Annotated in this window: 4 protein-coding genes; 2 read left to right on the forward strand and 2 right to left on the reverse strand. The window is 47.9% G+C overall.

Going from position 1 to position 4,657, the window contains the following annotated elements; all coding sequences use genetic code 11:
* Window positions 1-49 precede the first annotated feature (49 nt).
* Together NG795_RS28215 and NG795_RS28220 are read right to left on the reverse strand one after the other, a co-directional pair.
* Window positions 50-238 carry a hypothetical protein gene (locus tag NG795_RS28215; RefSeq protein ID WP_367291921.1) on the reverse strand — a complete coding sequence of 63 codons (189 nt, stop codon included), beginning with the start codon at window positions 236-238 and terminating at the stop codon, window positions 50-52.
* Between the two features lie 103 nt (window positions 239-341).
* Entirely contained in the window at window positions 342-1,643 is a 1,302-nt protein-coding gene (locus tag NG795_RS28220) for a bifunctional folylpolyglutamate synthase/dihydrofolate synthase (RefSeq protein ID WP_367291922.1), read from the reverse strand.
* 214 nt (window positions 1,644-1,857) lie between these two features.
* Here NG795_RS28220 and NG795_RS28225 point away from each other — a divergent pair, with 214 nt between their 5' ends.
* Complete coding sequence (locus tag NG795_RS28225) at window positions 1,858-2,808, forward strand: ABC transporter ATP-binding protein (protein WP_367291923.1); 951 nt, start codon at window positions 1,858-1,860, stop codon at window positions 2,806-2,808.
* 95 nt (window positions 2,809-2,903) lie between these two features.
* Window positions 2,904-4,481: a hypothetical protein gene (locus tag NG795_RS28230; protein ID WP_367291924.1), complete on the forward strand. Its 1,578-nt coding sequence runs from the start codon at window positions 2,904-2,906 to the stop codon at window positions 4,479-4,481.
* Window positions 4,482-4,657: the final 176 nt, after the last annotated feature.

The following is a 4,657-nucleotide window of genomic DNA, read 5'->3' on the forward strand; positions in this document are numbered from 1 at the left end:
TCAAGCTCAGGGCTAAAAATCCTCACCGTAAAGCTTTCAGCCCTCATTTTTAACTTTTGTCAGTCAACCAGCTGCCTAACTCAAACAGGCGATCGGCTTCTGGTTGTTCTTCTTGAGCAGTTTGCGCGATCGCCTCGGGAATCAACAGCCTACTTTGAAGGGGGGCAACGCCATCAAAACTCCCCATCACAAACCCCGTTAAAATTAAAAGTTTAAGAGTTTTGTGCTGAAATACCATAGTAGAGACTCCCCCACAGTTGATTGAATTAGATTCCGGTAATCATCTAAATGGGTCTCCCCAGTTTTAGCCCGGGGGAATATGTTTTATTATCCTTCCGAATTCATTCCTTTTCCTTCTGGGTTTCGCTCAAAAAATATCCGAGCAAATAAAGAGACCCACATAATACGGTTAGATTACTCTCTAGTTGCAAGGCTTCTTTTAAGGCGGGAAAAAGGTCAGAATAACAGCGAATGTCCTCTACCGCCGGACAGATATTTCGGGCAAGGGTGGCTAACTCTTCCGGTTGGGCAGAGTCATGGTCTGGGACGGGAACTAAGTATAAATTATCTCCCGATCGCAGCAAGGCGGTGAAGATACCGGCATGATCTTTGGTGGAAAGCATTCCCATCACCCAGGTGACCCTCGGTCGTGAGGACCCTTCTGGGATGTTGGGGTGGGTCTTTGGGGCCTTCAGACTCTCGACATAATCGCCGAGGATTTGGGCCGCAGCAGCATTGTGAGCACCATCAATCAGCAGGGGGCGATGGTCTCGAATCACCCACTGGAGACGCCCCGGCCATTGGGTTTTGGCCATTCCCTGGGCGATCGCCTCGTCGGAAATTTGCCACCCTTGTTGTCTGAGGGTTTGCACCGTGGCGATAGCTAGGGCAGAATTAATCAATTGCGCTTCACCGGGAAGGGTCTGAGGATAGGAGAGTCCTTGAGTCTGGACCCATCCCGGTTGGATGGCGCTTGGGGTGGCGGGTTCCGGAAAGAGGGCGGGACAGTTGAGTTCCGCAATCCGGCGATCGACCACGGTTTTTGCTTCCGGAGGTAAGGGTCCCACGATGGCAGGACATCCCGGTTTGAGAATTCCGGCTTTTTCCCGGGCAATATCGGCCAGGGTAGGGCCAAGGCGTTGCCAATGTTCCCAACTAATCGAGGTAATCACCGTCACCAGAGGGCGATCGCAAACATTCGTCGCATCCAATCGGCCCCCGAGTCCCACTTCCATCACCACCACATCAAGCTGTTGTTGGGCAAAATACAGCCAAGCTGCGGCGGTAATCACTTCAAACTGGGTGGGAGAAGGCGCAGAGGGGTCGATCGCCTCGGTAACTTGAATGAGGACCTCCTGCAACCCTTGTGCAGAAATGGGGCTGTCATTCACACAAATTCGTTCCGTCCAATCCACCAGATGCGGCGAGGTATAGCGCCCGACTCGATACCCCGCTTCCATGAGAATAGCCGAAAGATAGGCACAGACAGACCCTTTCCCATTGGTTCCAGCGACATGAATCAAGGGAATGCTGTTGTGGGGATTGCCTAAATCATTTAAAAGTCGTTTGATGCGATCGAGCCCCAGTTCGACGCCAAAGCGTCCAAAGGAGGACAGGAGAGAATTCACAGTTGCCAGTGCCATTACCACCCAATCTCGTGAAAGTTACACCCATTTTGGTTAAGAAACTCCACTATATCAAGCAAGAGTGCTGCCGAGACCAGATATTTTTACTCAGAGCGTTCCAGACCAATCAGGTCCCCCGGTAGCAATTTCTGCAACACTACTGACGATCGCCCTAGGGAGAGGTTACGGTAGCAGATAAGTCACCCTTTAACGATCTCAACGTCCAGCACTTATGGCAACAGAACTGGCAATCGATACTCGTGGACTCACTAAGCAATTTGACCGACATATCGCCGTTAATGATGTTCATTTACAAGTCGGTCCCGGGGAAGTTTATGGACTGATTGGACCCAACGGTGCCGGTAAAACGACCTTAATCCGAATGCTGGCGACGGCAGAGGAACCCACAATTGGGGAAATTTATATCAATGGGGAACGCCTCCTCCGGGATAGTAATAATCCCACCCTTAAACGTCGCCTCGGCTATTTGCCCGATGATTTTCCCCTGTATGATGATTTAACAGTTTGGGACTATCTGGACTATTTTGCCCGACTTTATTACCTACGGGAACCCCGGCGCAGTCAGCGTCTTTATGAAGTCTTGGAATTGGTGCAATTAGAGAATAAGCGTACCAGTTCGATTGCTACCTTATCCCGAGGCATGAAACAGCGGCTTTCTCTAGCGCGAACGATTGTCCATGAACCGATTTTACTGCTACTCGATGAGCCAGTTTCGGGGTTAGATCCCATCGCCCGAATGCAGTTTCGGGAAATTATCAAAACCCTGCGCGAAGCGGGGATGACTATTTTGATTTCCTCTCATGTGTTGAGTGACTTGGCGGAATTGTGTACTTCCGTGGGAATTATGGAACTCGGGTATTTGGTGGAAAGTGCGCCTTTAAAAGAACTCTACCAGCGCTTGAGTCGCCAGCAAATTTTAATCGCGACTTTGGGTAAGTTAGAGGCATTAGAAGGGGAACTGAAACAGCATCCCCAAGTCGAGGGATGGGAGGTAAATCCCGATGGCAAAACTTTACGGGTGCATTTTGCGGGGACTCCGGAAGAGAGTGCCAATTTGTTGCGATCGCTCGTGGAGTCGGGGATTCCGTTACATGAATTTCACTCGACCCAGGAAGATTTGGAAACGATTTTCCTGAAATTAGGGCATAAACAGGCATCTTAAGCCCTAGCAAGCAGTTGGGTTGGGTCTGACTAAACTTTCAACCGGAAGTTACGACTCGCTCTCTAAGTTTTAATAATCCTCCAAGAAGAACGGAAATGTTGACACAATTATTACATAATTTGGGGGAAAGCAATCCCCAGTTAGTTCGAGAATTAAAAGGCCGATTAACTCGCCGTTCGGTGGGAATTGTTTTGTTTTTATCGGCCATTAGTCAGTGCCTAATTGTGGGGATTCATTCTCAAAAAAATTGTCTCGGCTGGTCCGAGGAAATTGTTGGCGGATACTGTCAACAGTATGAAACGGTGATTCAGTGGGAATTTGCCTTTAATAGTCTCAGTTTCATGCTGCCGTTACTGTTATTCGCCGGAGGCGTTTATTTATTAAGTAGCGATTTAGTGAAGGAAAAACGCCGAGGAACCCTCAATTTTCTGCGGTTGAGTCCCCGAACCAGTCAAAACATTTTGCTTGGTAAATTGCTTGGGGTTCCGGTTCTGTTGTACCTGGGACTCGGGTTGGCGATTCCCTTACATTTGAGCTGTGCGATCGCCGCCGGTGTTCCCCTCGGGTGGCTCTTTGGTTTTTACGCCGTCATCGCTGCCTCGGCTACTTTTCTATATACGGCATCTCTTCTAAATGCCTTATTTGTGGCTGAAGTGCAATATCAAGCGATCGTCAGTAGTGCTTTAGCCGGTTGGTTGGGTTTCAGTGTTGTCTCGTTTATTTTGTACTACTTGAGCTGGGATGACAGCAACTTTAACTGGTTTGAATTTAAGTGGTTTTTCTGGACCTATCAAGAAAGAAATTATCATCTAGTATTTTCCTGGCTATTCATCAGTTTACTGGGTGGAATTTACTGGATTTGGCAAGGGCTGAATCGTCAGTTTAATAATCCGAATGGCACGTTATTAAGTAAAGCTCAAAGTTATGGGTTATCAGCCAGCGTTCAAATCTGGATGCTGGGGTTGTTCTATCCCTGGATTTCTCCGATTTCTATCGAAGAGAATTTGATGCCGATGATGTTGATTGTGTCCATCTTAACGGGGATCATGTTTCTGTTGATTATTCCGGCGATTTCTCCCCAACGACCAACCCTCGTGGAGTGGGCGCGCTATGCTCATAAAGAGCGGCGGCAAGGGCTTAAACATCCCTCTTCTAAATGGCAGGATTGGATTTGGGGAGAAAAAAGTCCGTCTGTAGTGGCGATCGCCATCAATTTAGGAATGGTAGCCGCCATTTGGATACCTTGGATTCTCCTCTGGCAGGGCAGTTTTGAGGCTACCTTAAAAGCCGGAGTAGGGCTGGTGATGACATTAAATTTAATCTGGATTTATAGTGCGATCGCCCAGTCTTTGTACTTTCTCAAATTCCCCAAACCCGGACTTCTGGCAATGGGAATGGTGATGGTTACCCTGAGTTTACCAGCCCTGGTGTTCGCCTTATTCTTCAAGACTGTTTCTGTCAATACCACGTTATGGATGTTGTTCGTCTTTGGTTCACCCTGGGTTGCCCTCACGGAGGCATCCGTAATGGCGACTGTTCTGAGTTTCTTGGGACAGGTGGCAGCGATCGCAGCCTTAACCCTCACCCTAAACCATCAAATCCATAGAGCCGGTGCATCCCATTCTACATTGCTGTTTGCTGCCAATCAAAGCAATTTAGCTCCCAAAGTTTAAGCCAGGAGTCCACCTCCCTTTATCCTCCCTTTTTTCAATGTTGTTGTTCCTGAAGGAAATACTCCAATGACCAGCCGTTTAATGGATTATCTTGGGGAATTAAGCGGTCATGCAAAATAAATTGCATATTTTATAATTTTGAGGTAAAATCAGTAATTTAGACATAAATATGCATA

The organism is Laspinema palackyanum D2c (assembly GCF_025370875.1).
Taxonomy (GTDB): domain Bacteria; phylum Cyanobacteriota; class Cyanobacteriia; order Cyanobacteriales; family Laspinemataceae; genus Laspinema; species Laspinema palackyanum.

Excerpts from the sequence above, each read along its gene's own strand:
- NG795_RS28230 (WP_367291924.1), top strand. The coding sequence starts at position 2,904 with ATGTTGACACAATTATTACATAATTTGGGGGAAAGCAATCCCCAGTTA.
- NG795_RS28225 (WP_367291923.1), top strand. The coding sequence starts at position 1,858 with ATGGCAACAGAACTGGCAATCGATACTCGTGGACTCACTAAGCAATTT.
- NG795_RS28220 (WP_367291922.1), bottom strand. The coding sequence starts at position 1,643 with ATGGCACTGGCAACTGTGAATTCTCTCCTGTCCTCCTTTGGACGCTTT.
- NG795_RS28215 (WP_367291921.1), bottom strand. The coding sequence starts at position 238 with ATGGTATTTCAGCACAAAACTCTTAAACTTTTAATTTTAACGGGGTTT.